Source organism: Arthrobacter oryzae (genome assembly GCF_030718995.1).
Lineage (GTDB): Bacteria > Actinomycetota > Actinomycetes > Actinomycetales > Micrococcaceae > Arthrobacter > Arthrobacter oryzae_C.
In genome coordinates, this window is record NZ_CP132204.1 from 3,700,534 (window position 1) to 3,725,455 (window position 24,922).

General features: G+C 62.8%; 22 protein-coding genes. 4 read left to right on the forward strand and 18 right to left on the reverse strand.

The features are described from left to right. Positions 1-164 precede the first annotated feature (164 nt). The 3 genes from Q8Z05_RS16870 to Q8Z05_RS16880 form a co-directional block, all read right to left on the reverse strand. Positions 165-1,214, reverse strand: a complete 1,050-nt coding sequence (locus Q8Z05_RS16870) for a 2,3-butanediol dehydrogenase (RefSeq protein WP_305940728.1) — start codon at positions 1,212-1,214, stop codon at positions 165-167. 27 nt (positions 1,215-1,241) lie between these two features. Beyond that, positions 1,242-2,612, reverse strand: a complete 1,371-nt coding sequence (locus Q8Z05_RS16875; protein ID WP_305940729.1) for an NAD-dependent succinate-semialdehyde dehydrogenase — start codon at positions 2,610-2,612, stop codon at positions 1,242-1,244. Between the two features lie 85 nt (positions 2,613-2,697). Then, complete coding sequence (locus tag Q8Z05_RS16880; RefSeq protein WP_305940730.1) at positions 2,698-4,329, reverse strand: flavin-containing monooxygenase; 1,632 nt, start codon at positions 4,327-4,329, stop codon at positions 2,698-2,700. 217 nt (positions 4,330-4,546) lie between these two features. On the opposite strand from Q8Z05_RS16880, the gene Q8Z05_RS16885 reads away from it, so the two are divergent. After that, positions 4,547-6,286, forward strand: coding sequence for a helix-turn-helix domain-containing protein (locus tag Q8Z05_RS16885; protein WP_305940731.1), 1,740 nt, complete (start codon positions 4,547-4,549; stop codon positions 6,284-6,286). A 31-nt stretch (positions 6,287-6,317) separates the two neighbouring features. Here the strand turns inward: Q8Z05_RS16885 and Q8Z05_RS16890 are convergent, their stop codons facing one another. The 11 genes from Q8Z05_RS16890 to Q8Z05_RS16940 all read right to left on the reverse strand — a co-directional run bounded on the left by Q8Z05_RS16890 (position 6,318) and on the right by Q8Z05_RS16940 (position 17,604). Continuing rightward, the gene (locus tag Q8Z05_RS16890; protein ID WP_305940732.1) at positions 6,318-7,238 is read right to left on the reverse strand and encodes a LysR substrate-binding domain-containing protein; all 921 of its coding nucleotides are present in this window, start codon (positions 7,236-7,238) and stop codon (positions 6,318-6,320) included. 94 nt (positions 7,239-7,332) lie between these two features. After that, a complete protein-coding gene (locus tag Q8Z05_RS16895; RefSeq protein ID WP_305943605.1) occupies positions 7,333-8,139 on the reverse strand; it encodes a 3-hydroxyacyl-CoA dehydrogenase family protein in 807 nt (268 codons plus the stop codon). Positions 8,140-8,222: 83 nt separating this feature from the next. Beyond that, complete coding sequence (locus tag Q8Z05_RS16900) at positions 8,223-9,053, reverse strand: enoyl-CoA hydratase/isomerase family protein (protein WP_305940733.1); 831 nt, start codon at positions 9,051-9,053, stop codon at positions 8,223-8,225. Continuing rightward, positions 9,050-10,279, reverse strand: coding sequence for an acetyl-CoA C-acyltransferase (locus tag Q8Z05_RS16905; RefSeq protein WP_305940734.1), 1,230 nt, complete (start codon positions 10,277-10,279; stop codon positions 9,050-9,052). The genes Q8Z05_RS16900 and Q8Z05_RS16905 overlap by 4 nt, the downstream gene beginning before the upstream one ends. A gap of 66 nt (positions 10,280-10,345) precedes the next feature. Then, positions 10,346-11,551, reverse strand: a complete 1,206-nt coding sequence (locus Q8Z05_RS16910; RefSeq protein WP_305940735.1) for an acyl-CoA dehydrogenase family protein — start codon at positions 11,549-11,551, stop codon at positions 10,346-10,348. Positions 11,552-11,604: 53 nt separating this feature from the next. Next, a complete protein-coding gene (locus Q8Z05_RS16915) occupies positions 11,605-12,852 on the reverse strand; it encodes a CaiB/BaiF CoA transferase family protein (RefSeq protein ID WP_305940736.1) in 1,248 nt (415 codons plus the stop codon). Positions 12,853-13,064: 212 nt separating this feature from the next. After that, entirely contained in the window at positions 13,065-13,853 is a 789-nt protein-coding gene (locus Q8Z05_RS16920; RefSeq protein WP_305940737.1) for an SDR family oxidoreductase, read from the reverse strand. A 138-nt stretch (positions 13,854-13,991) separates the two neighbouring features. Next, entirely contained in the window at positions 13,992-14,861 is an 870-nt protein-coding gene (gene catA / locus Q8Z05_RS16925; protein ID WP_305940738.1) for a catechol 1,2-dioxygenase, read from the reverse strand. Positions 14,862-15,061: 200 nt separating this feature from the next. Next, on the reverse strand, positions 15,062-15,886 hold the full coding sequence (locus tag Q8Z05_RS16930) for an alpha/beta fold hydrolase (RefSeq protein WP_305940739.1): 825 nt from the start codon (positions 15,884-15,886) through the stop codon (positions 15,062-15,064). Positions 15,887-16,041: 155 nt separating this feature from the next. Continuing rightward, on the reverse strand, positions 16,042-16,938 hold the full coding sequence (locus Q8Z05_RS16935) for a LysR family transcriptional regulator (protein WP_305940740.1): 897 nt from the start codon (positions 16,936-16,938) through the stop codon (positions 16,042-16,044). A gap of 153 nt (positions 16,939-17,091) precedes the next feature. Next, a complete protein-coding gene (locus Q8Z05_RS16940) occupies positions 17,092-17,604 on the reverse strand; it encodes a PadR family transcriptional regulator (RefSeq protein WP_305940741.1) in 513 nt (170 codons plus the stop codon). A 108-nt stretch (positions 17,605-17,712) separates the two neighbouring features. Here Q8Z05_RS16940 and Q8Z05_RS16945 point away from each other — a divergent pair, with 108 nt between their 5' ends. Genes Q8Z05_RS16945 through Q8Z05_RS16955 form a run of 3 tightly spaced genes read left to right on the forward strand, consistent with a single transcriptional unit; the run spans position 17,713 to position 20,750 of the window. Beyond that, complete coding sequence (locus tag Q8Z05_RS16945) at positions 17,713-19,068, forward strand: MFS transporter (protein ID WP_305940742.1); 1,356 nt, start codon at positions 17,713-17,715, stop codon at positions 19,066-19,068. Further along, positions 19,061-20,095, forward strand: a complete 1,035-nt coding sequence (locus Q8Z05_RS16950) for a zinc-binding alcohol dehydrogenase family protein (protein ID WP_305940743.1) — start codon at positions 19,061-19,063, stop codon at positions 20,093-20,095. The genes Q8Z05_RS16945 and Q8Z05_RS16950 overlap by 8 nt, the downstream gene beginning before the upstream one ends. Next, positions 20,088-20,750 (forward strand): hypothetical protein, encoded by a 663-nt coding sequence (locus Q8Z05_RS16955; RefSeq protein ID WP_305940744.1) that lies wholly within the window; start codon positions 20,088-20,090, stop codon positions 20,748-20,750. The genes Q8Z05_RS16950 and Q8Z05_RS16955 overlap by 8 nt, the downstream gene beginning before the upstream one ends. A 74-nt stretch (positions 20,751-20,824) precedes the next feature. On the opposite strand, the gene catC is transcribed toward Q8Z05_RS16955, so the two are convergent. From catC to Q8Z05_RS16975, 4 genes are all read right to left on the reverse strand, one after another. Next, entirely contained in the window at positions 20,825-21,103 is a 279-nt protein-coding gene (catC, locus tag Q8Z05_RS16960) for a muconolactone Delta-isomerase (RefSeq protein WP_305940745.1), read from the reverse strand. Between the two features lie 217 nt (positions 21,104-21,320). Next, a complete protein-coding gene (locus Q8Z05_RS16965) occupies positions 21,321-21,857 on the reverse strand; it encodes a VOC family protein (protein WP_305940746.1) in 537 nt (178 codons plus the stop codon). A gap of 13 nt (positions 21,858-21,870) precedes the next feature. Further along, positions 21,871-23,784 (reverse strand): FAD-dependent oxidoreductase, encoded by a 1,914-nt coding sequence (locus tag Q8Z05_RS16970; RefSeq protein WP_305940747.1) that lies wholly within the window; start codon positions 23,782-23,784, stop codon positions 21,871-21,873. Positions 23,785-23,896: 112 nt separating this feature from the next. Continuing rightward, positions 23,897-24,778, reverse strand: coding sequence for an AraC family transcriptional regulator (locus tag Q8Z05_RS16975; RefSeq protein ID WP_305940748.1), 882 nt, complete (start codon positions 24,776-24,778; stop codon positions 23,897-23,899). Between the last annotated feature and the right edge of the window lie 144 nt (positions 24,779-24,922).

The window sequence follows — 24,922 nt, forward strand, 5'->3', positions numbered from 1 at the left end:
TGCTTTGCTAGGAATTACTTTAAACTACAACTATCGTTTCGAGGTATTCTATTCCCGCCGGTTTCGCTCGAACTTGCGCTCAGGGTGCACGCCGAAGGCTGGACCGGCAATATCCGGCCCAGCCTTCGGTTGTAGTTGTTGATGCCCGCGGCACTTTCAAGGGATCAACCCGTGGGGTCGACCAGCAGCTTCATCTTTTGGCCGGCGCGGAGCTGTTCAAATCCCTGCTCGATGACGCCGGTGAGAGGGACGTCCTCCACCCACCCGGTTGTCTTGTAGTGGCCCTTCGCCATCAGGTCGATGACCGCTGAGTAGTCGGCCCCGGTGTAGCAGATGGTCCCTTGGATGCGTCGCTCCCGCAGAACAAGGTTGATCAGGGGCGTCGGCAGGGGTTTCTCGTAGATCGCCACGCTGACAAGCGGGCGGCGTTCTCCGAGGCATTCCAGGGCTGATTGGACGGCAGGGGCGACCCCGGCGGCATCAAAGGCGGCGTCGACCCCGTCACCGTTGGTTCGGTCAGCGATGAGGGCGGTCACGTCCTGGTTCTTTGGATCGAGGGTGCGGGCGCCAAGTGCTTCGATAGACCTTCGGCGGGTCTCCGATGGTTCAACGACGTCAATTTCGGTCAGTCCCATCCCGCGGAGGGCGAACCAAAGGCCGATGCCGATCGGCCCGGCGCCGTAAATCAGGGCCCTGCTCTGGTCGTTGACCTCACCCATGGTGGCAGCGTGGTAGGCCACCGACATCGGCTCGACCAGCGCCCCCATCTCAAGCGACACGTTATCGGGGAGTTTGTGCACCTGGTTGCTAGGCACGACTGTGTACTCTGCCATCCCGCCGTCGGCCATCAACCCGTGGAAGCCAATCACGTTGCACAGGTTGTAGGCGCCCGTCCTGCAGGGTCGGCACTCGCCGCAGCGGTAAATGGGCTCGACGGCGACCCGGTCACCCTCGCGAATATCGGTGACGTTCCTGCCGATCTCCGTTACCACACCTGAGAACTCGTGGCCCAGCGTCAGGGGCAGGCAGCGGCCCGTGAGCGGGTGCGGTTCGGCGGGTGGAATGAAGATCGGGCCGTCATAGTACTCGTGAAGGTCCGTGCCGCAGATCCCGTTGCGGCTGACCTTGATCTTCACCTGGCCTTCGCCGGGGGATGGTTCCGGAACGTCCTCAATCTCAAGTTTGTTCTTGCCGTAGTAGACCGCTGCGCGCAAGGCGCCTCCTTAGTGTTGTGTTCAGACTCAGACGATGCGGATGAGCTTCTTGTTTGCGAACTCGTTGAGTCCGAACTTGCCGAGCTCGCGACCGATTCCCGAGCTCTTGACCCCGCCGAACGGCAGATCGGGGGCGCTCTTGATGGTGGTGTTGATTCCCACCATGCCGACCTCGAGGCGGTCTGTGACGTAGGCGGCCTGCTTCTCATCATCTGTGAACACCGCGCTGCCGAGTCCATACGGCGAATCATTTGCCAAATCGATCGCCTCATCCACGGAATCGACACGGTAGAGGATTGCTACGGGCCCGAAAAGCTCTTCACGGTAGGCGCGCATTTCCGGTGTGACGCCGGAGAGGACCGTTGCCGGGTAGTAGGCGCCGCGGCCCTCCGGAACGAGCGCTCCCAGATGGACTGTTGCGCCCTTGGACACCGCATCGTCAACCTGTTCGGCGAGTTCCGCGCGGGCCTGGGTCGAGGACATGGGACCGAGACGGGTGTCTTCGCTCATGGGGTCCCCGGTTTGCCACTCCGCGGCCTTGGCCAAGAAGGCTTCAAGGAATCTATCCCAGATGGAAGCCTCAATGATGAGCCTTTTTGACGAGGTGCAGGCTTGACCCGCGTTTCCGAACCGGCCGGCTGCAGCCGCGCTGGCGGCCTTATCGATGTCGGCTGACGGGAGCACGAGGAACGGGTCGGAGCCGCCGAGCTCCAGGACGCACTTCTTCAGGTGTTGTCCGGCAAGTGAACCGATGGCGCTGCCTGCGCGCTCCGATCCGGTGAGGGACACGCCTTGGAGTATTGGGCTCGCGATAATATCCGCGACCTGGTCCGACGATGCAAAGATGTTCTGGTAGACGCCTTCCGGTGAGCCGGCCGCGTCGATGATCTCGGCAATCCGCAGCGCCTGTTGCGGGCAGTTGCTTGCATGCTTGAGCAGGACAGTGTTTCCCAGCAGCAGGTTGGGCGCGACGAATCGGGCCATTTGGTAGTAAGGGAAATTCCATGGCATAACCCCGAGGAGAGGGCCGATGGGAGCCGTGCGGACCACCGCCCGCCCGGCGCCTGCGATGTCTAGTTCTTCGTCGGCGAGCAGCGTCCCGCCCGACTTGGCGTAGTACTCGTAGATGGCAGCGGAGAGCTCGACTTCGGCCGTCGCCTGGGAGATGGGTTTGCCCATCTCGAGCGTCATCAGCTTGGCGAGCTCGACGGAGTGCTGCCGGTGTAGGTCGGCGATGCGCTGTAAAAGGGCACAGCGTTCGACAAGGTCCTTCGTGTGCCAGGAGCGGTAGGCATCATGGGAGCGCGCCAGGGAGGCTGTCACTTCGTCGTCGGTCATGCTGTCGAACTCCCGCACCACGTTGCCGCTGGTGGGGTCGACAGTTGCATATTTCTTCATTGAAAGTCTTTCATCTTTGCTTTGGGCAGCCCGGGAAGGGCGGCGGGGCCTGCTGTCCTTCCCGGGCTTGCGGCTGTGGTGCTGGTCAGGCCGGTGTCAGGGCGTCAGCATCGGTCATGAAGTTCGGATACTTGCTTGAGGCCTCGTCGGCGAGGATAGAACGGTACTGTTTGATGCCACCGAGGTAGAACATGACGGTCCGCTTCTTGCCGGGAATGTTGGCCCCGAAGATCCACGACGCGGCCTGCGGGAAAAGGGTCTGGTGGGCGATATCCGAACAGGTCTCGGTCCATTCGGCTTCAGTTTCGGACTTGGCTTCGATCCAGCCGGTGCCGGATTCCGAAACGTGGCCGATCGTTGCACTGATCCACTCGACCTGCGCCTCGATTGACGGGGGGAGGTTGGTGAAGGGGCCGTTGGGGCCGAGGATCATGAACATATTGGGGAAGCCGCTTGTTGCCATACCGAGGTAGCTGGTCGGCCCGTCGGCCCAGTGCTCCTTGAGGGTTTCGCCCCCTCGGCCGCGAATATTGACCCGGACGTAGTTGCCGTCGACGGCGTCGAAGCCGGTTGCGCAAATAAGGACGTCGAGTTCGTGCAGGCTGCCGTCAGCTGTGACGATGCCCTGTTCCGTGACCCGGTCGATCGGGTTTTCCTTGACGTTTACAAGGGACACATTTGAGCGGTTGAATGTTTCGTAGTAGCCCGAATCGCAGAGGGGCCTGCGGGCGTAGAGGTCCGTGGGCGTCAGTTTCCTGCGGGTTTCCGGGTCCTTGACGATCTCGGCGATCTTGCGGCGGATGAACTTCGCCGCCTCTTCATTGGCGTCTGGGTCGGTGGCGATATCCGAGAAGGTCTCGAACATGAAGCGGAACCCGCCGCCTTCCTCCCAGGTCTGCTGGTAGATCCGTTCGCGCTCTTCCGGGGAGACGCTGAACGTCGGAACGGCGCTCTCCTCGAAGCCCATGGCGACGGACGAGTTCCGGACCTGTTCCCAGTTGGACTCGAAGTTCTCCCGGTGGGCCTGCTGTTCCTGCGCGGTGAGCTGGCGGTTGCCGGCCGGAACGCTGTACTGCGGTGTGCGCTGGAAGGATGTCAGATGAGCTGCCACCGGGGCGGTGGCGGTGATCACCTGGTTGCCGGTGGAACCGTTGCCGATGACACCGACCCGCTTGCCTGCGAGGTCAAGGTCCGCCGGCCAGGCCCCTGTGTGTACCAGCCGGCCCTGGAAGGTTTCCATGCCGGGGAATTTTGGCAGGTTCGTCGCGGAGAGCAGGCCGAGGCCAGTGACGAGGAACCGTGCCTGGAACGTGACGCCCCGGTCGGTCAGCACAGTCCATATGCCGGTGGATTCGTCGAATTCAGCTTCAGTCATGCCGGTTTCAAGCTGGATGTGATCGCGCAGGCTGTACCGGTCAACGACGCCGTTCAGGTACGCCAGAATTTGCGCCTGGGGCACGTACTTCGTGGTCCATGGAGTCTGCTGGTAGAGGTCGCGGTCGAAGGAATACTGGTAGACGAAACTCTCAGAGTCCGACAGGGCGCCTGGATACTTGTTCCAGTACCAGGTACCTCCTACGCCTCCGGCGCGGTCAATCGCCACGGCGTTGAGGCCGAGTTCGTTGCGAAGTTTGTGCAGCATGTAGATTCCACCGAAGCCTGCTCCGACGACGAGTGCATCGAGCTGGTAGATCTTCCCTGGGACGGCGTTGTCCATGATGTCTTTCCTCCGACTGGTAGGGGTTGTGTGAGATAATTCACTTCGTAGTCACCAGTCTGTGGTGGCGGAACTAGGAGCCGGTGTTCCGATTTGGAACACTTCCGTCCAGCCCGTGAAGCCGCGGTTGATACCTGCTCAGCAATAATCCCGACTGCTGATGAGTACCGATGAACCGATCACCGGGTGGACGGCTAGACCTTGCAAAGGGGCACAGATGTCCGATCCGGTGCGGGAAGCGCGGGAGCAGTTGATTCGCGTTGGCCTCACTGGGCCTTACGGGGCCAATGACGTGGTGCCGGACCTGATTGTTCGAAGCTGGCGACGTTCGCTCAGCAACGCCGTCGTGAGTACGGCCCCGCCCCAGCGATATCAGGACGTGGATACGGATTCCCTACTGTGCCGGGCCGCTGTCCCCGTCCTCGACCGCTGGCAGCACCAGCTTGCCGACACAGAGACTACGCTTTTCCTCAGCGACCGCGGGGGCAGTATCGTTGCCCGGCGGACCAGTGACAGCAAGGAGCGTCGGCGCCTCGATGGTGTGCACGCAGCGGAGGGTTTTGATTATTCCGAGGACGCCATCGGAACGAACGGACTGGGAACGTCGATGGTCGAGAGGCGCCCGGTCTTCGTCAAGGGGAGCCAGCACTACAGTGACGCCTTGGCGGTGAATGCGTGCGCGGCTGCGCCCGTGTATTCACCTAGTGGCCTGGTGCTCGGCTCGGTGGCGCTTGCAGGGCCGTCCGAGGCGGCGAATCCCATCATGCTGTCCCTCACCCGGGAGATCAGCCAGCAAATCGAGGAGAGGTTTCGGGCGTCGTCCCGGCCCGAGGACCTGGCCCTTGCCATGTCTTTTATGCGCTTTAGCAGTTCGCGACGTCCCACGGTGGTGATGGATCACGAGTCCATCCTGGCTAACACGCCGGGTTTGCCTTACGTCAGCGTCGCATCGCACGTCATGCTTTGGGAACTGCTCAACTCCTACGATTGGTCCTCCAGCAGCACCCTGCGTCGTGAACTGGAGGGTACTCCTCTAGAGGTCACGGCACGGAGAGTGGTGGATGGGCCGCGGGAGCACTACGTGGTGCATTTTTCCGAACTGAATGACGCTTCGGATCGGCAACCTGGTCTGGCTTTGCCTGCCCGTGCCCAGGGCATGGGCACAGAGGCAACGGCACCAGGCCGGCAGGCCGCTGCCGTTCAGCTCGTTGACGGACCGCGTGGTTCCGGAAGGTCGACGGCAGCCAGGGAGCTCCGTACCAAGCAGGGAAGATCGGGGCCTTTGGAGGTAGCTGTTGTATCCGCCGAGGACGCTACACCGTGGACGGCCATCGATCGCCTCCTGGCAGGCGGGACGGACGTGCTGCTCCGCCGTCTGGAAGAGATCACCGAAGTGGATGCAGTCCATCTGGCCACGCTAGTGGAGGGGCACCGGAAAGCACGGACCGCTGGGCAGCGCGCCAGTAGCCTCTTGCTCACATCCTCGCGCGATCAGGCCGTGACGGCTGTCCAGGCCCTGATCGACACCATAGGACCAGCCCAGCATACGGAAGCCCTCGCCCTGACCCCGGAAAGGATTCCCGGCCTGGTCAAGGCCATCCTCAACGTGGTTGACCCGGAATCGCGGCACACCATCTCGCCGGCCGCCCTCCAGTCCATGGTCCAGTGGAACTGGCCCGGTGATATCGCGGAACTTGCCGACACGGTATCCGGTCTGGTCAGCCAGGTGACCGGCTCAGTCATCGAACGCCGGCACTTGCCCAAACATGTGCAGCAGGCGCCACCGCGACGTCACATGAACCTGATCGAGACGGCGGAAAGAGGGGCAATCATCAGGGCCTTGGACGCAGCCGGAGGCAACAAATCCGAGGCTGCCGCGCTCCTAGGCATAGGGCGAAACACGCTCTATCGGAAACTGCGACACCTCGGACTCGACGCGGGGGAGGGTTCGATCTGACTCTGCGGGCGCCGAGGAGGACGACCGGGTCTTAGGCTGAGGCGGCCTCATCGAGGCTAATGACTTCGTCCAGCACGGCCTTTAGGGCCGGATTATTGTCGTGGCGGCGCCATGCTGCCCTCAGGTAGACGTCGACGTCGGCAGTGGCGTCCTCGAGGGGGACGAACACCACGTGCGGATCTGTCGCGTTGGCGGCGACTGATGCCAAGGTCAGATGGCACCCTACCTCGGCGCTGACCAGGGCCAGCGCCGTCTGGGTATCCGGTGCCACCTGAACGACGTCGGGGATGAAGCCATTGGCATGGGCTAACCGTCGAAGCCGGTCGGGCAACACAGCGCCTTCGTGTGGCGTCAGTGAGATGAAGCTATCGCCGGCAAGTTGTGCGATTGAAAGGCGCCGTGCGCCCGCCAGGTGATGCGTGTCGGGCAGGGCCACGACAAGCGAGTCCTGCATGACCACCCGGGACGAAACCTCTGTCGGGATGACATCCCAGCGCCCCAGGGCGATGTCCGTCTCCCCCTGCACCAACTTCTTCATGGCAGGCAGAGCGAAGTTTTGGCTCGATAGCTCAAGCTGGATCCCGGGCCGGTGGGATCTCACCTGCCTGGCGAGACGGGCGACAAGCTGATGCGTGGACACGCCGGCAAAGGCGATCCGCACTAGTCCTGCCTCCCCGTTATCGGCGGACCGGACTGCCTCCTCAGCCCGGCGCAGGGCTTCAAGAACTTCGTTGGCAGGAGCTAACAGCGCCTGCCCGCTTGACGTGAGCTTCACGGACCGGGTGTTCCGATCGAGCAGGCGGGTCCCGAGCTCAGCTTCGAGCTGTTTGATGATCCGGCTCAACGGCGGTTGGGCCATGTGTAGACGTTCGGCAGCCCGCCCGAAGTGAAGTTCCTCTGCCACGGCAAGAAAAGCCCTCAGCTGGCCTACATCCACTATTGTGCTCCCCATCGTGACATTATTGATTCAACAGTATCACCGGGGTGATCTTGAGACGCCAGAACGCAACAATGGGAGATGTTTCAGACGGATGCACGGCCGGCATTCAACTCCACTCGTAGAAGCCCCGGCCGGTTTTACGGCCGAGCTCACCGGCAGCGACCTTGTCGCGAAGAACTTGAGGCGGTGCGAAGCGCTCTCCCAAGGTTGAATGCAGATACTCGGCGATGCCGAGGCGCACGTCCAACCCGACGATGTCTGTAGTCCGGAGCGGCCCCACCGGGTGTTTGTAGCCCAGGACCATGGCGTTGTCGATGTCCACGGCGGCGGCGACTCCCTCTTCGACCATCCGCATCGCCTCAAGTGCGATGGCGACGCCAAGGCGGGAAGAGGCAAAGCCGGGCGCGTCCCGGACAATGACGGCGGTCTTGCCCAGCCCGGACACCCACCGCCTCGCGGCGGCAAGTGCCTCCTCCGAGGTCTTTTCCGCAACGACCACCTCTATCAGTGTCGAGGCGGGAACCGGGTTGAAGAAATGCAGCCCCAGGAACGACTCCGGCCGCGCCAGTGACTCGGCTAGCCCGCTGACCGACAGGGACGACGTGTTGGTCGCCAGGTAGGCATTAGGGGACAGGTGTTCCGACACAGCGCGGAGCGCGTCTGCTTTGAGCTTTTCGTCCTCGGGAACGGCCTCAACAACGAGGTCGCACAACGCGAAGTCGGCGTAGTCGACGCTCGTCTCGAACCTCTGGAGGACCTCGCTACTATCGCCCCCAACGAAGCCACGGTCGAACGACGCCGCGACGGATGCGGCGACACGCCCCTGCGCCCCCCGGGCGGCTTCCTCGTTGCGCTCGACGACGACGACTTTCGAGCCCCTGATGAGGAAGGCGTGGGCGATGCCCGCGCCCATGCGGCCGCCGCCAAGAACGCCAACTGTTGCGGGTAGGAGGCCGGAGGGGGTCGTGGGAGTTGCTTCGGTGCTATTGGTCACTGCTACTTCTTCCTGTCGAGGAACTGCTGCATGCGGTCGAACTTCGCTTGGGATTCGAAGAGCATGCCTTGGGCGAGTGTGTCGATAAGGGGATGGACCTCCCGGGGGGCATGGAACACGGCCTTGGTGAGGCGCACTGCGAGGGGGTCCTGCCGGGCGATGCGGTCCGCGAGGGCGTGGGCCGCGTCAAGGAGGGCGCCGGGGTCGACGAGTTCCGTGATGAGTTCCGCCCTGAGGCACTCGCCGCCTGTCATGGTGCGTCCGGCTAGGAGGATCTCCTTGGCGAGCGGTTCACCGACGAGCTCGCGAAGCCGCCAGGTGGCACCGGCGGCGGCCATGATGCCGAGTCCGGTTTCCGGGTTGCCCAGGCGCAGGCCTGGGGTCCCGATCCGAAAGTCGGCTGCGTAGGCAAGTTCGGCGCCGCCGCCCAGTGCGAACCCGTCGAGGGCAGCGATAACGGGCATAGGCAGCTTGGCAATGCGGTCAAACAGCGACGAGTTGATGCCTGCCAGTGCATCGTCCCGGCCGCGTTCGCGCAGCTGGGCGATATCTGCTCCCGAAGCGAAGACAGCTTTTGCTCCTGTGGCCGGATTTTCCGGCGTTCCCGACAGGATGAGGGTTTTAGGGGTCACTTCCAAGTGGGCGCAAACGACGTGCAGCTCGCTGGCCATTGCGGCATCGATGGCGTTGCGCACCTCCGGGCGGTGCAGACGGACCAGGACGCGGTCCTGACGCTCGGAAATCCGCAGTGTGCCGAAGGCGGAGGCGTCAAGGAACGCGGGGTCTTCGTTGGCTACCGGATCTTCTGTGGCACAGACTTGCTGAGTGGTCATGACAAGCCCTCCAGCAGGAGGGCGGTGCCCTGGCCGACGCCGACGCACATCGTTGCCAGGCCGAGCTTGCGGCCATCCCTGGCCAGTTCACGTTCCATGCGCCCGAGCAGGGTGACGACGAGCCTCGACCCCGAGGAACCAAGCGGGTGACCGAGGGCAATAGCGCCGCCGTCGGCGTTGACGATCTCTTCTTCCAGCTTGAGCTCCCGCATGACGGCCAGCGACTGCGAGGCGAATGCCTCGTTGAGTTCCACGGCACCCAGATCACCGACAGTCAGCCTCGCGCGCTCAAGAACCCTGCGTGTCGCCGGGACTGGGCCGATTCCCATGATTTCCGGAGCCACGCCGGCCGAGCCGCCCTCCAGGATCCGGGCCCGCGGCGTCAGCCCGTACTTCTTCATCGCGGCCTCGGAGGCGACGACGATTGCTGATGCCCCGTCATTGAGCGAGGACGCATTGCCGGCGGTGACCACGGAGCCGCCTTTGACGACGGGGCGGAGACCGGCGAGGACATCCGCTGTCGTCCCGGGCCGGGGGCCCTCGTCGGTGTCCACGACAGTGCGGGCACCCTTACGTCCGGTGATGGTTACGGGCACGATCTCGTCGGCGAAATGGCCGGCATCTATCGCAGCCAGTGCGCGTTCGTGTGAGCGGACGGCGAAGGCGTCACAGTCGTCCCGGGACGTGCCGAAGACCCGGGCGACTTCCTCGGCGGTCTCGGGCATGGAGAATGCGGCCTTGCCGTCGCGGGAGTGCTGCCCGGCGAGGAAAGCGGGGTTGATGAACCGCCAGCCAATGGACGTGTCGAACACAGCTCCCGGCTTGGCGAACGCCTTGTCCGGTTTTTCCATGACCCAGGGGGCGCGGCTCATGGACTCCACCCCGCCGGCGACCACTATGTCGGCGGCGCCTGCCTTGACCATGTGGCTGGCCATGATGACGGCGCTCAGCCCGGAGGCGCAGAGGCGGTTGACTGTGATGCCTGGGACGGTGTCCGGATATCCGGCGAGCAACCACGCCATGCGGGCGACGTTGCGGTTTTCCTCGCCGGCGCCGTTGGCGTTGCCGAGGATGACCTCGTCGACTGTCACGGGGTCTATTCTGGCGCGTTCCACGGCGGCCCTCACGGTTAGTGCCGCGAGGTCGTCCGGTCGGACGGAAGACAGGGAGCCGCCGTAGCGGCCAGCGGGTGTGCGGGCGCCGCCGATCAGAAAGGCTTCAGCCATGTTTTGGTTTTCCTTTGTTCGTGTCACTGTCCGGGTTGGTCAACGTCCCGGTTGCGGTCAGGAGGATTAGTTGAAGGCGGAGATGCCGGTGATGTCGCGGCCCACGATCAGGGCCTGCATCGAGTCGGTGCCCTCGTAGGTAGAAACGACCTCCATGTCGGTCATGTGGCGGATGACGTGGTTTTCCAGGAGCAGGCCATTGCCGCCGAGCAGGTCACGTGCCTCGTTGCAGATCCACTTCCCTTTCTGGGCGGTGGCCATCTTGACCATCGATGCCTGGGCGACGGTGAGCTGTCCACGGTCCGCGAGTTCGGCCATGCGGGTGCACAGCAGCTGCATGGTGGTCAGCTCGCTGAGCATGTTCGCCAGCCGGGACTGCACCAGCTGGTACGATGCAATGGGTTTGCCGAACTGGATGCGCGTCTGGGCGTAGTCAGCTGCGATCTCGAAGGCAGCCATCGCGTGGCCTACGGCCTCCCAGGCGGCGCCGCCGCGGGTGGCCTGGAGGACGCGGGAAACGTCGCGGAAGGAGTCGCACCCTTCAAGCCGGCTGCTGGCGGGAAGGCGCATTTCGTTGATGATGATGTCGGCCTGAAGGATGGCGCGTTTGCCTACCTTTCCGGTGATCACGGTGGGGGAGTAGCCCGGGGGGTAGTTGCCGTCGCTGTCCTTTTCGACGACGAAGGCGTTGACGTTTCCGTCCTCGGTGTTTCGGGCAAACAAGACGATGACATCGGCCACATGCCCGTTGCCGATCCAGCGCTTGTTGCCGTTCAGGACCCAGTGATCGCCGTCGCGGCGGGCGCTGGTCTCCAGGGCCACAGAGTCTGAGCCGTGGTCCGGCTCGGTCAGGGCGAAAGCTCCGGTCTTTTCGATGCGTGCCAGTGCCGGAAGCCAACGTTGCCGCTGCTCTTCATTGCCGAGGATGTTCAGAGCGCCCATGCACAGGTTGGAGTGGATGCCGAGGAAGGTGTTAAGGCTGCCGTCCGCGCGGGCCATCTCCCGGGCCACCATGCCGGCGGCCTTCCGGCTCATTCCCGGGCAGCCGTAACCCTGGATGATGGTGCCGATAACCCCCAGTTCGGCCAGGGGCGCCAGCAGCTCGGTGGGGAACTCGGCCTTCTCCCAGTACTCGTTGATGACGGGCAGGACACGCTGCTCCGCGAATTCCCGGACCTTGTCCCGGATGCCGACCTCCTCGGGTGTGAGATCCTCGTCCAGGCGGAAGTAGTCTGAGATCGCTGTCTGGTGATCGGCTGTTGTGGTCATCATTGAACTTTCGTTTGAGCTTGTTGAATGCGGTGGTGCTGCGGTCGGGACGGGTGCTAGTCCCGGGATGTCGCTCGAAGCCATGCGAGGATTGGTTCCCGGTGCGCATCATGGTCCGGTGGGACGAGGTCGTAACTGACCGGAGTCTCTGAGAATGTGATGGGGTTCCGGATCCCCGGCAGCGAGTCGCTGCCTTCACCCACCTCGACCACGGGATCCAGTCCAATGCGTTCGGCGAAGTCAAGGCCCTGTCGCACATTGTTGATCGGAGCGCACGGGATCTGCGCTTCAGTGAGGGCCTCGAACCACTCGGAAGAGCTTCGCTTGGAGAGCGCCTCCTGCAGCAGAGGCCTCAGTTCTTCTCGGTTCAGGCTGCGTTGGTGAGCCGTGGCGAACCGGGCGTCGTCGCTGAGAGCCGACAAGCCGAGCGCCTGGCACAGCCGGCGGAACTGCGGATCGTTACCAACGGCGATCACGATGTCACCTTCTCCCGTGGCCAATGGCTCGTACGGATAGATGCTTGGGTGTTCATTCCCGAGCCGGGACGGCACATTGCCACTCAGCAGGTATCCCGCGGTCTGGTTGACCATGCCCGAAAGCGCAGAGGACATCAGGTTGACTTCGACCCTCTGCCCCCGCCCGCTGCGGTGGCGCTCCTGGAGCGCGGCCAGAATGCCGATGGCTGCGTGAAGGCCGGTCATCACGTCAAACACTGCCACCCCCGACCGGTAGGCGGGACTGTCCGGTGCACCAGTAAGGCTCATAAGACCGGAAAGTGCCTGGACCAGCAGGTCATAACCGGGCAGGGATGCACCGCCGGCCGTTCCAAATCCGGTGATGGACGCGTAGACCACCCGGGGATTTGTTGCTGCCACAGTGTCATAGTCGAGGCCAAACCGGCCCAGCCCGTTTGGTTTGAAGTTCTCCACCACAACGTCCGCGCGTCCGGCGATGTCCTGAGCGATCTGGCGGTCGTCAGGATTCCGGAGGTCCAGGGAGATCGATCCCTTGTTTCGGTTGATCGAGAGGTAGTAGGTGGATTGGCCCTCTCGGACGGGAGGCTTCCAAGCGCGCGTTTCGTCGCCGTCGGGGCTTTCGACCTTCACTACGGTTGCTCCCATGTCCGCGAGCAGCATGGTGCAGTAGGGGCCGGCCAGCACCCGTCCGAAGTCTGCGATCAGCAGTCCGGACAATGGCCCGCTCCCGGTGCGTCCGAACATATCTGACGTAGCGGTCTGCTCGGGCGCGGCCGTGGACCCGGCATCCTGCAGCCAGTCAATCCTGGGGCTTGTTTCAGTCGTCACGGCTCTCCTCGGAATCGTTGTCGATGTTTCAAGAATCCCACTGGGATTACCTGCAGTCCAATACTTATTGGGACGGGTATTATTTCACTGACAGAAATACTCGAAAATGTCGCAGATCGTTTTTGTGCCCTAGCGAAGCACGTGAAACACCCCCGGAGGGGGTCCGGGGGTGCTTCAAGCTGATTATCTCTAATGCTGCATTGTTAGGTTCCTCAGACGAGCACCATCCCGCCGTCAATCATGACGACCTGGCCGGTCATGTAGTCGGAGTCGGCTGAGGCGAGGTACAAGGCCGTGCCCGTCACGTCCTCAGGCGTTCCGGCACGGCCGGCGAGAATCCCGCCCGAGAACTCGGCAAAGGCCTGCCCCGGGGCCGACGTGTCCCCAAGTTCCATGATGTCCAGATCGAGTTTGCGCCACAGCGGTGTGTCGACGACGCCGGGAGCGAAGGCGTTGCATGTGATGCCGTGTTCAGCGAGTGCCCGTGCTGCTGCCTGCACCAGTGCGTTGACTGCGAATTTGCTAGCACAGTAGGGCGCAAAGCTCGGATAGCCTTGGCGGCCCGCGATCGAAGAAGTGAGGATCAGCTTTCCACCCGTGCCTTGGGAAATCATCTGTTTGGCGGCCTCTTGCTGGCAGATCAATGACCCAAGGCCGTTCACGTCGAGCGTTGCACGCCAGTTCTCCTCTGTCACATCCAGGAAGTGCATGGGACGGATGATGCCTGCGATGGAAAACATCACGTCAAGGCCGCCGTAGGCCTCCACCCCCGCGGAGACTGCGGCCGCGACGTCTTCCCGGTTCACCACGTTTCCAGAAGCCGCGATCGCTGTGCCACCAGATGATGCAATTTCGTCTCTTGCTTGTGCGGCCGCCTCGGCGTTGAGGTCGAAAATTGTTACCTTTGCTCCTTCTGCGGCCAGACGCCGAGCTACAGCCCGCCCCATGCCGCTTCCAGCTCCCGTGATAAGGATCCGCTTGCTGTCAACACGTCCTGCCATGTTCTAACCTCCTTGCTATTCGAGGCCCCAGGGGCGCCGGACACGCTAAGGGCGCCGACGCCGGACCCCGTAATGGGACCGTTCGGTTCTTCGTTGGGATGCGGCTACCGCACCCTGGTTGGATGAAGGGGAGAGAAATCAGACTTCGGGGTCGAGTCGGAAGTCATAGGTTGTGACGCGGCCCGGAGCATCTTCGCGGTCCTGAACGTCGAGCATGAGTTCAGGTTTGACGGCCGAGGCAATGTCATCGGCATTGTGTGGATCGCCCGGGAAGTAAAGCTGAGTGGTGATTAGCTGGTGGCCGGGAGCGGAGACCTTCAAATGCAGGTGTGCCGGGCGCCAGGCGTGCCAGCCAGCAGCAGCGATGAGCTGTCCGCAGGCGCCGTCTGTCGGGATCTGATACGGGGCAGGCTGAATCGTGTTGATCTGGAAATGACCGGCATCGTCGGCCAGGACGGTACCGCGAAGATTCCACTCGGGGAGCCCCGGAGCAAACTGCGAATAGAATCCGAGGTCGTCAGCCTGCCAGAGTTCCACCTTCGCTCCCTGCAGCGGCACGCCGTCGACGCCGGTTACTTGGCCCTGGAACAGCAGTGGCGTACCCGGTTCGTCCTCGCGCATGGACAAGGTTGCCGGAGTCTCCTGTGCAGGGGAGTCGGGCACATAATACGGGCCCTCGATGGTGCCCTTGGATCCGTGCCGGTTTTCGTTTGCGACTTCTTCGACGGAGTGTTCGACCCAGACATCCAGGAACAGGGGCCATTCGCCGTCTTCACCGACCTTGATCAGCCACGCTTTCAAGGCATTGTATTCGTCGTAGGAGACTTTCTCCTCCAGGACAATGTCATTGATGGCCTTGATAACGCGTCCGGCCAGATGTGCCACGCGGCCCTGGGATGAGCCTGCCGCGGACGTTTTGTTGGCTCGGAAGCGGGCAGTGGCCCCGGCGCCGGCCTCGGCGGCGGTTCCGGTGGCTTCGGAGCGGGGGAGGGGAGCGTCAACACTCATGATGACTCCTATGTCATGTCTGCCGTATGGTCTCTTCGTGACCGCATTCGGGGTGTACTAACGGTATGCCGCGGGTTTAGTCGAGGGAAATACGTCTTTCAATGTAATTGATACCCGGAGCATATATATGGTTTCGGGGGCGGACTTCTATTTTTGGTTTCCACCGTGCACGGTGCTGGTCCTGCTCAAACTTCAGGTGGTCAAGTGCTCGACCTTTTCAGGAAAGCGAGCAGTTCATGATTGAAATCCTCAGGTTCGTTCCAATGAGGACAGTGGCCACTATTCTCGAACACGGTCAATGTTGCGTCGGGAAGGGTGTCCGCGAACCATCGCATTCCCTCCAGTGGGAAGCCGGGTGAGTAGCGCCCGGTCACGACCCAGGACGGGACGCTGACAGATGGAATGACGTCGCGCCAGTCGGCGGAAAAGTGGTCCAGCATCAATTGCTGGACGGATCCCCCGGGGTACTCGGTGAGTGCTCCTGCCTCGGCAACAAGCTTCTGAACGTGCGAAGGCATCGGAGGTTCGAGGGAAGGATCTCCCCACGGCACGCGGTGGTTGACGGCGTCCCAGAGGTTAGACCATCCCACGGATTCCCGCCCCGAGCGTAGCCCCCAATGCCACGTCTCGTCGTTGACGATCTTTGGAGATTGATCGACGGCAACGAACGCAGCCACCCGGTCTGTTCCGTACAAGCTGAAGTATGCGAGGCTGACAGACACGCCCATTGAGTGTCCCACCAAGGAAACGCTCTCCAAGTCCAGGTGTTCTATGAGTTCCCGTATGTCCTTACCGAGACGGGAAATTCGCTGTCCGTGCGAGGGCGCGTCGGATCGGCCATGCAGCCTGAGGTCGATTCCGATGACTCGGTAACCTGCTGCAATCAGCGCCTCTCGCTGCAACGCCCAATGTGCGGCTTGGCATGAGAATCCGTGGACCAGTAAAACAGCCGGCCCTGAGCCGTCGTCGTCGTAAGCCAGCCTCACTCCGTCCATAGTCCGAAATGAGTTAGTGATTTGAGTCATGAGTAACTTTCGGCAGGTATGTAGTTGGGCATGTTCACTAGGCGCAACGGCCAGTGCGCCTCCTGCAGAACGCTACTGAGAGTTTCTAGCCACAACAAATACCAATACCAGTCTGTTTATTTGGAAAAGTGGATAACCGGCCTTGACTGCAAGCGCTACAAGGCGGACTCCGGCAAGACGTCATCGATGACTTCGAGGACACGCGCCAAGGCGGGCGAGGCGTTGTCCCGGCGCCAAGCGATGGCGGCGTGGAGCCAGATAGGGTCTCCGGCGATCGGCAGATACGCGACTCCGGTGGGCTGGACGTGCTGTACCGACGTCAGTGTCAGGGTGGCGCCGGCGCCAGCCGCTACCAGGGCAAGGATGGTGTAGGAATCTGGGGCTTCCTGCACGATCCTTGGAGTGATTCCCACCTTGGCGCAGGAGTCGATGAGGGCTGCCCGCAGGGAGGATCCGCCTTCGGCGGGAAAACTGATGAATGAATCATCGGCGAGATGCTCCAGCGAAACCTCCGACTCTCCGGCGAGGGGGTGTGAGGAGGGCAGTGCGCAGATAAGCCGTTCGTGTTCAACTACCCGGTAGCTGACATCACGGTGGGGGATGGGCAGGCGGACGAAGCCCAGGTCGAGCTGGCCGTTGACCACCTGGTCCAAGGCTGCGTTAGCGTAAATCTGCCCCTGCAAGACAAAATCAATACCGGGATAGCGGCGCCGGACCTCCTGGGCAAGCGGTGGAAGGATTTTGCTGCTGGACGCGCCTGCGAAGCCGAGGCGGACGCGGCCGGACTCGCCGGCCGTGAGGGAGCGCGCCGCGGCTTGAGCCAGTTCGACGTCGGCAAGTACCTTGCGGGCGGGTCCTAGGAGCCTCTCTCCCGCGTCGGTGAGGGTCACCGAACGGGTGTTGCGGTTGAAGAGCTTGATTTTGAGTTGCTTTTCCAGCTGTTGGATCCTGTAGCTCAGCGGCGGCTGCGCGATCTGTAGCCGCTCAGCCGCCCGGCTGAAATGCAGCTCTTCCGCCACCGCTACGAAGGCCTCGAGTTCTTTGAATTCCACTGATATCCCTGGATTGTGGTTCACCTGTGATGCTGATGCCCGGTCGCACTAGAGCTCAAATGCGGCCCGGTTGATCTATCTAAAGCATAGATAACGATCGGTGGCATTGCTATTGCACGCCGCATAAATGGTCTATGGGTTTAGCCGGAGCATTCAGGATGCCAGCGACTGCCGGATCCACGCGATTTCGGCCCGGCTTGCGGCCTGGCCGATGGTGAGCATTCCCTTGCGGTAGACGTCGTCTAGTTCGGCCTTGCGCAGGGGCCGGCCATTCTCGTAGAAGAAGCTTGCCGGGGACTCGAGGAAGTGAAGTCGCCGGCGAAGTACTGCGTGCTGATCCTCCGTATCGGGAAGTTGGGAGAGGAACGCGAGAATCACCATGAACCGGCCAAGGTCCGTGATGTCGCCTGCTGATGCTGTGCGCAGGCGGTTCTCAAGGTCTTTCCTGCCTTCGGGAGTTAGGTCGAGCGTGTGGCGCTGCGCGGCGCGACCTTTCTCTACGCGGCGGACCACCGACCCCGATTTGATCAGCCGCTGAATAGCGGGATAGAGGCTCCCATCGCTGATCTCACGTGCATAACCGTACAGTTCGCTCATCTTCCGGCGGAGTTCGTAGCCGTGGAGCGGTCCCTCCGCGAGGAAGCCCAAAATCATCAGTTCCAGCACCCACGCCATGCTACATGACGCGTATATGTCGAAACGAGGTATTGACTCGCATATACCTCGTTTCGATGTATATGCTGGCCGTCTTGCATCCCACTCCGAAGGACCCCCATGCCGTCATTGCTCGCCCCCGGCGCAGCCGCGCCCAACATTCCCCGTGGCCGCCTGGCCATCGCCGTGGTGTCGACAATTGTTGAGTGGTATGACTTCACGCTATTTCTCTACCTGAGCTCCGTGCTGTCCCGGGTCTTCTTTGGGGACAGTCCAACGGGTGTCCTCATGACGCTGGCGACGTTCGCCATCTCGTATCTGCTGAGGCCCGTCGGCGGTCTGGTGTTCGGCTACGTGGGCGACCGATGGGGGCGGCGGCCGGTCCTCCTGGCCTCCATGGCTTTGATGTTCCTGGCCACAGCCGGGATGGCGGCATTGCCAACCTACGCCCAGGTCGGCGAATCCGCTGGTGTGTGGCTCCTTGCCATTCGATGCCTCATGGCGTTCTCTGTTGGCGGTGAATACACCGGAATCATGACCTACCTCTTGGAGAGCAGCCGCGCGAGGAACCGCGGCCTGGTCACTTCGCTGGCGGCTTCGGCCAGTGAATTCGGCGCGTTGCTTGCTGCCGGCATTTCTGCCCTGACAGTAGCGGTCATGTCTGCATCCGAGATGGAGCAGTGGGGGTGGCGGATCCCGTTCATCGTGGGCGGCGTCCTCGCCGCACTTATTTTGGCTCTTCGGTCCGCGCTGCCGGAAACGCCCCTGTTCCTGCAAAGCCGTGCTAGCGCGCAGCATGAGCCATTGCCGCGTGTGCTGCGGCGGCAGTGGCGGGCCATAGTCCGTACGTTCGTCATTTCCGGACTCTGTTCCGCTGCGTATTATGTGGGCATCATCTATCTCCCGACCTACCTGGTCTCGGTCCGGAATTGGAGCGAATCGTCGGCCCTCGGGCTGGCGACGCTCGCGGCCGTCGTCGTCGTCCTTGCTTCCCCTGTGGCAGGGTGGCTGTCCGACCGGTACGGGCGGCGTAAGACGCTGCTGGTCCTTTCCATTGCGGCGGTTGTTCTTCCACTCCCCATGTTCGCTGCTGCCGGGCAACCGAACGCAGGCGCCGCGGTAGCGGCAGCGGTGGTCCTTGCCTGCCTCGCCGGCAGCCTCAGCGCGGTCGGGGCCTCGGCAATCCCGGAACAGTTCGATGTCAGGGGCCGCCTGACTGCGCTGGCTATCGGCGGGACTGTAGCCACAACGATTTTTGGCGGCATTGCCCCGTACGCCGTACAGTCCCTCACAGAATCCACGGGTTGGCCGCTGGTGCCCGGCCTGCTGATCGCAATCGTTGCACTCGCTGCCATCCCAGCCATCCGACGCGGCCCGGAGACAGCAGCGCCACGGGACCAACAGCCCATGCCCCTTCCGACAGCATCGCACGCCACAGCTGGGACAGACGCACAAGGAGTGAAGGACCATGCCTGAACTGATGCGTGCCGTCGTCCTCGACGGTCCCGGAGCGCCGGACGCCCTCAAAATCCGGAACGTACCGCGACCCCGCCCACAGCGCGGGTGGGTCCTCATCAAGGTCCACGCCTTCGGCCTGAACCGCTCGGAGCTGCATTTTCGCCGCGGCCTGGGATCGTTCGGGTCCTTTCCCCGTGTTCCAGGGATCGAGGCGGCCGGTGTGGTTGCTGACGCCCCCGGCGGAGAGTTTCCAATCGGGACCCAGGTTGCCGCGCTGATGGGCGGCATGGGGCGAACTTTCGACGGCGGATACGCCGAGTACGTTTCGGTGCCGGCCTCGAGCGTGATTCCGTTCGCGAGCACACTTGACTGGTCCACGTTGGGTGCGGTTCCGGAAATGCTGCAGACCGCGTACGGCTCGCTGACGGTCGGTGTTAATGCCGTTCCCGGCAGCAGCCTGTTGATTCGGGGCGGCACCTCATCGGTCGGCCTGGCGCTGACTGTCCTGGCGAAACGCCGCGGCATGACGGTCCTTGCGACCACGAGGAACCCGAACAAGGCACAGGCCCTCGTCGACGCCGGAGCGGACCACGCCATCATCGATACCGGAAGCATCGCCGAGGAAGTTCGCACGATCTTTCCCGGCGGGGTTGAGGGTGCTGTTGAGCTTGTGGGCGCCCCCACGTTGCGCGACACCCTCAGGGCCACCGCCGTGCACGGGACGGTTTGCTTTACAGGCATGCTTTCCGACGAGTGGACGGTGCCGGATTTCTACCCCATCGACTACATCCCCGGCGGAGTTAGGCTCACCGCGTACTCCGGAGGGGCCAAGGACCTGCCCCCGGCTGTACTGCAGGAGTTCTTGGACGCCGTGGCTGCAGGGGAAGTGACTGTTCCGATAGGGCGGGTGTACGACATCGAGGACATCGTGCACGCCCATCAGGACATGGAGGGCGGTGCCGTCACGGGAAAGCTCGTGGTCACGGTGGGCGGACGTTTAGATGACCGCTCACTAATGTTGGAAGACAGGGACACCAATGGGTGACAGTAATCCTCAAATCACGGCGATGCACGCGCTGCACGACCTGCCCGCGGGAGCCTCGTTGAACTCGGTTACAGCCAGAAGTGTCGATGTTGCGGGGCGACAGGCTCTTCGAGTCGAGCTGACCGAGGCGGCTGCCTCGGGGGTCCCGGGCGTCGACTACATCGACCAGCCCACCTTCGTCCTGATTCCTGCGGACTTTGGGAACGGCGTCGTCGAGGTCGACGTCCTGAGCCGGCTCGCCGAGACTGCTCCCGACTACGCACGAGCCTTCGCGGGCCTTGCCTACCGGATCACGGAGGGGCTGGACAGCTTTGAGGCAGTGTATGTCCGTCCCCTCAACGGGGCCAAAGCAGATCCTCCGGGACCCCGCGCCCAGCGGGCCGCGCAGTATTTCGCGTACCCTGACTGGAACTTCGAACGCCTCCGCGAGGAGTATCCGGACGGTCGTTACGAGTCGGGGGCGGACATCGGGCCGGACGAGTGGATCCACCTGCGCATTGCGATCCATAAAGGGGAATTGCGCGCCAGTGTCGACGGGATCCAGATCCTGGATCTCCCTGAAACCAAGGGACGGGAAGCCCGCGGCGGTATCGGGCTTTTTGTTGACATTGGTACAGTGGCGTTCTTCTCGAACCTGTCCATTACCGCACTGTGAGCCGCTGCGGCCGGAGGTGACGGCCGCCGTCGTTTGCGGGTATCGAACCGTGCTTTGTGATGTTTCTCCGGCCGTCAGGTGATGTCTGAGGGGTGGTGCGCCAGAGGCGTAACGGTGATGTCCATATAGGGGAAAAGGGGCAGCCCGGAAAGGAGTTCGTGGAGTTCGTCGTTACCGGGAACGTCGAAGACGGAGAAGTTGGAGTATTGGCCGACGACGCGCCAGATGTGCCGCCAGCGCCCGTCGCGTTGGAGGACCTGGGAGTAGGCCTTCTCGCGGTCTTTGATTTCCTTGGCTTGCTCGGGAGGCATATCTATGGGCAGGCGGACGTCCATGCGGACCATATACAGCATTGTGTCTCCGTAGGTGAAGAATTACAGGGATTCAGGAGCTTGCCGGCAGCGGTTTTATCGGGGTTTGAGAATTTCCCCAAGGCTATATCCGACCCCAGCCGGGTGCACAGACCGGGAAAGGAACGGCAGGCGTGGCCGGGTTAGGAGATCCGGCCACGCCTGCCATTGCCTTCAGTTCCGCTGCCGGGTGGGACAGGTCAGCCGGGTCTGCAGGCGGTTATAGCTCCTGTTGCGAGTGGTCGGCGTTCGGGCGGGGACGCCACCGGCGAAGCATCGTGCCGGCCTCGTAGGCCTGCACCGACGGATAGCTGACGAGCTCGATTGTGCTGCCCCACGGAGTGCGGGCGTACAGGTATCGGTTGCCGGCCCCCGCGTCTCCTCCCGGAAGATCGTTGGGCTGACTCAGCAGCGTGCCGCCGGCGTCCTCAAGTTTCCCGGCTGCTTTGTCGATGTCGTCAACGTAGACACAGAAGTGCTGGAGGCCGTAGTCGCTGGGGACCACAGGCGGCCGCTGCGGCGCCCCAGAGTACACAAAGAGTTCTAGATTGGGGCCATCGCCAAGACGCATCATGCGGATCGACTCGATAGTGGCTCCCGAAGGTATGCCCAGTCCTGCCTCGACCTCGGGTCCCGTCAGCGGTTCGTCCAGCATGTCGTATATCTTCTCGGCACCGAAGGCTTCCGTGAAGAACCTGGTGGCCTGCTCAAGGTCGGGCACTGTGATGCCGATGTGTTCAATTGCGCGTACAGTCATCGAATTTCTCCTCTCAGATCCGGGCTGCTGCCCAGAACCCGGATTGGGTTGCCTCATACATCCGGCCACCACGGGTTCGCGTGCCGATCTCACGGACCTTTTCCTCGTCGACCATGCCTGTCAGCACGTCGCTGGCCACCCGGTCCTGTGCCCATACGACAACCCCTCCGTTGGGAGCGGCCTGCCCGACGGCCGTTTCGACACCTTGGGCGGCCAGGAGCTCGGCGAGACGATCGCGCTGCATGTCGTTGGTGTCGATTCCGACGTCCCCGGACGGCGAACTGAGCCTGACGCGGCGGCCCTGCTCCGCAAGCCAAAGGGCTGCGAACATCGCGATCTCGGTATCGCCGTGCACGGTGACCAGATCGCCGTCGGGCGCGGTTCCCGTGGTGAGCATCTCGACGGCGTCGATGGCGCCGTCGGGTAACCCTGTGCTGACCGTGCCTGTAGCCAGCAGGACGACATCGTAGCTGTCCAGGTCACTTTGTGTGGCTTCTGTACCGAGGCGGACGTCGATGGCGAGACGCTGGAGCTCCACCCTGTAGAAGTTGATCATGTTCCTCATCTCAGTGTGGAGGAAGCCGGCGGCGGACCAAGCGCGCAACTGACCGCCGATGGCTTCCTGGCGCTCGATGATTGTGACATCGTGACCGCGCTCTGCAGCGACGATGGCTGCCTCACAGCCCGACGGCCCGGCACCCACAATCAGAACCCGCTTGGCGACGTCGGCCCGGCGCAGCGCATCCTTTGCGCGGGCCTCCTGTGAAAGAGCCGGGTTGATGACGCACTGGGTGTGCTGGCCTTTGAACATCCAGCGTGAGATGCACTCGTTGACGGCGATGCAGCGGCGCACGTGGGCTCCTTCGCCGCGTCGGGTCTTGGCCACGGTTTCAGGGTCGGCGAGCTGTGCCCGGCCCAGGGCGACGAAGTCCAGTTCGCCTGACGCGACAGCATCGTTCATTTCGTCGAGCAGCCAGGTCAGCCGGCCGACACCGATCACCGGCACCGACACCCTTTCCTTCACTGCCTTGGCGTAATGAACAAGGTTGCCGGGCGGGTACATGGGCAGGAGAGTGGCGGCGGTGTCGTAGTTTCCGGCCGATACGTCCAGGGCGTCCACGTATTGCTCCAGCATCTTGCAGAACCGGAGACCTTCATCCAGCGGCAGTCCGCCTTCGTAGGGCTCCTCCACACTCAGGCGGTACATGACCGGGAAGTCCGGGCCGACGATGTCCCGGACTGCGCGGACCACTTCGAGGGCGAATCGCGCTCGGTTCTCCAGAGAACCCCCATACTCGTCGGTGCGTTTGTTGGTCTTTGGTGAGAGGAACTGGCCAAGCAGGTACCCGTGGGCACCGTGCAGCTCCACCGCGTCGAACCCGGCCTCGACGGCGCGTCTGGCCCCTTGTGCGTACATGTCGACCAGGCCCGGGATCTCAGCGAGCTCGATGGCCCGCGGCGGGGTGCCGAAGGCGCTTGTGATACCCGCTGTTGGCGCGATTGGCGGTTCATTCCGTTCGGTGTTTGCCTGCGAGTTTTGGCGGCCTGTGTGATGGAGCTGGACGGCGATCTTCGCTCCCTCGTTGTGCACCGCCTCGGTCAGGGCTGCCAGGCCTGAGCGAAACCGGTCGTGGTCAATGCGGATGGGATGGCCCACGGTGCGGCCTACCATCCAGTCGACAGAGGTGTTTTCGGTGATGATGAGGCCCACTCCACCCCGGGCTCTGGCACGGTAGTACTCGATCATGCGGTCGCTGACGTCGCCGAACGTTCCGGCGTATTGAGTGAAGATAGGGGACTGGACGAAACGGTTCCTCAGGGTCATCCGGCCTATTTGGCCGCGCTGGAACAGTGCCTCGTGCGTCCGGGGCGTTTCGTCGCCCTCCTTGTTTCGGACGGAAACGTCGAATGCGTGAGTGGTCATCATTGATCTCCTCGGGTTGAAAGGGACGTCGGGGACGTCCCTTTCAACTATGGAGAGAGCACTTCGGCCGCGCATGCCCCGGAGTGCAAAATACTTGGCCTGAGGTGCAAATCTCTCAGGACGGCTGCGGTCGCCGTGCATCCCTCGGGGCGATCCCGTAGGCGGATCGGTACGCGCGGCTGAACGAGGACGGGCTGGCGAAGCCGACTCGGGATGCCACTTCAGTGATTGACATGCCCGGCTGCGTCATCAGCAGTTGCTGGGCAGTTTCAAGTCGCCGGCGCGATAGGTACTGCCCGCACGAGTCGCCCGCCCCTTGGAACAGCAGATGCAAGTACCTGGTGGACACGGCATTTGCACGGGCGATGTCGTCAACGCTCAGACCGACACTGTTCAGATGAGAGTCGATGAAGGCGCGTATCTCCATCAGGCGGATGGACTGCGTGTCGAGGACGATGTTCGATGACGAACCGATCGCGGACGTCAGCAGGTCAACGGCCACATTGCCCGCAGTGACAGCTGCCCTCTCGTCCAGGTAGTCGGCGTCTGTCGAGGTCTTAAGCCATGAGCCCAGCAGTCGAAGACCAGGCGAGGCCGGCAGCGGCCTCCCGACAATTGATTCGAAGCGGGGCAATGCCTCCCGGGCCATTTCCCGCGGCAGGAAGAAGGTGAACTTATCCAGGTGACCGGGAGCAGAACATTCGGCCGGCCGCACTCCGTCCCAGATCAAGGCCATTCCTTCCCCGACTAGAGTCTCCCTGCCGCTCTGGGCGAAAACTTCGGCGCCGCGCTGCACAAGTAGAACAGCGATGAACTCGCCGTCCGTCTGACGAAGTTCGGCGGGGCCGCGGCGACCCACCATCCCGCCAAGCGTGCAGCCCACGGTCCAGGGCTTGCCGAGCCTCCGCGTCAGATGACGAAGCTTGGCGTGGCGTCTGACGTCAAGACGCCAGGGCAAGTGGCTGGACGCAAACTCCGTGACCATCTGGTTGCTCACAAGATCCTCAGCCGTCAAGTCGGGCCCTCCATCCGTCGAACACCGGGAATGTTGCTCCCGGCCGCCTGCCGCCCGTCAGCTACGTTGCCCCGGGCCGTGCGCATGGGTTGACGAATACTACCTTGAGAAGATTTCAAGGTCCAC

Bases quoted from the DNA above. Each gene is read 5' to 3' on its own strand.
- Q8Z05_RS16875 (WP_305940729.1), bottom strand. From the start codon at position 2,612: ATGAAGAAATATGCAACTGTCGACCCCACCAGCGGCAACGTGGTGCGG.
- Q8Z05_RS16880 (WP_305940730.1), bottom strand. From the start codon at position 4,329: ATGGACAACGCCGTCCCAGGGAAGATCTACCAGCTCGATGCACTCGTC.
- Q8Z05_RS16885 (WP_305940731.1), top strand. From the start codon at position 4,547: ATGTCCGATCCGGTGCGGGAAGCGCGGGAGCAGTTGATTCGCGTTGGC.
- Q8Z05_RS16890 (WP_305940732.1), bottom strand. From the start codon at position 7,238: ATGGGGAGCACAATAGTGGATGTAGGCCAGCTGAGGGCTTTTCTTGCC.
- Q8Z05_RS16895 (WP_305943605.1), bottom strand. From the start codon at position 8,139: ATGGGCGCGGGCATCGCCCACGCCTTCCTCATCAGGGGCTCGAAAGTC.
- Q8Z05_RS16900 (WP_305940733.1), bottom strand. From the start codon at position 9,053: ATGACCACTCAGCAAGTCTGTGCCACAGAAGATCCGGTAGCCAACGAA.
- Q8Z05_RS16905 (WP_305940734.1), bottom strand. From the start codon at position 10,279: ATGGCTGAAGCCTTTCTGATCGGCGGCGCCCGCACACCCGCTGGCCGC.
- Q8Z05_RS16910 (WP_305940735.1), bottom strand. From the start codon at position 11,551: ATGATGACCACAACAGCCGATCACCAGACAGCGATCTCAGACTACTTC.
- Q8Z05_RS16920 (WP_305940737.1), bottom strand. From the start codon at position 13,853: ATGGCAGGACGTGTTGACAGCAAGCGGATCCTTATCACGGGAGCTGGA.
- catA (WP_305940738.1), bottom strand. From the start codon at position 14,861: ATGAGTGTTGACGCTCCCCTCCCCCGCTCCGAAGCCACCGGAACCGCC.
- Q8Z05_RS16930 (WP_305940739.1), bottom strand. From the start codon at position 15,886: ATGACTCAAATCACTAACTCATTTCGGACTATGGACGGAGTGAGGCTG.
- Q8Z05_RS16945 (WP_305940742.1), top strand. From the start codon at position 17,713: ATGCCGTCATTGCTCGCCCCCGGCGCAGCCGCGCCCAACATTCCCCGT.
- Q8Z05_RS16950 (WP_305940743.1), top strand. From the start codon at position 19,061: ATGCCTGAACTGATGCGTGCCGTCGTCCTCGACGGTCCCGGAGCGCCG.
- Q8Z05_RS16955 (WP_305940744.1), top strand. From the start codon at position 20,088: ATGGGTGACAGTAATCCTCAAATCACGGCGATGCACGCGCTGCACGAC.
- catC (WP_305940745.1), bottom strand. From the start codon at position 21,103: ATGCTGTATATGGTCCGCATGGACGTCCGCCTGCCCATAGATATGCCT.
- Q8Z05_RS16965 (WP_305940746.1), bottom strand. From the start codon at position 21,857: ATGACTGTACGCGCAATTGAACACATCGGCATCACAGTGCCCGACCTT.
- Q8Z05_RS16970 (WP_305940747.1), bottom strand. From the start codon at position 23,784: ATGATGACCACTCACGCATTCGACGTTTCCGTCCGAAACAAGGAGGGC.